This is a genomic window from Paenibacillus alkalitolerans (genome assembly GCF_016482785.1).
GTDB classification, from domain to species: Bacteria; Bacillota; Bacilli; order Paenibacillales; family YIM-B00363; genus Paenibacillus_AE; species Paenibacillus_AE alkalitolerans.
Genome location: NZ_JAEMXM010000069.1, coordinates 1 through 729, shown reverse-complemented (window position 1 = coordinate 729; position 729 = coordinate 1). Strand labels below are relative to the sequence as shown.

Sequence of the window (729 nt, the reverse complement as noted above, 5' to 3'; positions counted from 1 at the left end):
CATGGAGTCACAAGCTCAACTTTCGAGCGCAGCGGTTTTACTTTATGCGCTCATCTGCGGCTCGGCAGTAGCCACGGTTTATTTTTCTCAACCTTTGCTTGATGCGATCGCTATAGAATTTGGCATCAATAGCTCTATCATCGGCACGGTAGTAACAGCGACACAGATATGTTATGCGTTGGGATTATTTTTTCTGGTCCCGCTAGGGGATTTGCTCGACCCGCGTCGGCTTGTAACCGGGATGATGGTGTTTATAGCGATCGCATTAAGTATCGTTGCGTTAGCTTCGAATACTTTGTTTCTATTCCTCGGCATGGGGATGGTTGGTTTCCAGGCTGTAGTTGCACAAGTCCTTGTTGCACTTGCCGCTGATCGAGCGTCGCAGCACAGTCGTGGCCGGACCATTGGAGTCGTTACAAGTGGTATCGTAATAGGGATTCTACTGGCCCGCACCTTCTCGGGCACCTTAGCGGATATGGCTGGATGGCGATCCGTTTATATAGTCACGGCAGTAATCACGATCTGCAGGGCTTATTTATTCCTAACCGTTACACCCGCTACACGGCGTCCGCCAAGTCAAAACACGTATCGGGGGATGCTCCGCTCCATGAAGGATTTATTCGTTCAAATTCCGCTATTGAGAATTCGTGGACTACTTGCCTTCTTCATTTTTTCGGACTTTAGTATTTTATGGTCCTCAATGGTATTGCCGATGAGCTCCCCTCCACT

Annotated in this window: 1 protein-coding gene; it reads left to right on the top strand. The window is 49.0% G+C overall.

From position 1 onward, the window contains the following. Nucleotide 1 precedes the first annotated feature (1 nt). Nucleotides 2–729: MFS transporter (locus tag JET16_RS29785; RefSeq protein WP_199624871.1), on the top strand; the 728-nt coding region annotated here is incomplete at its 3' end.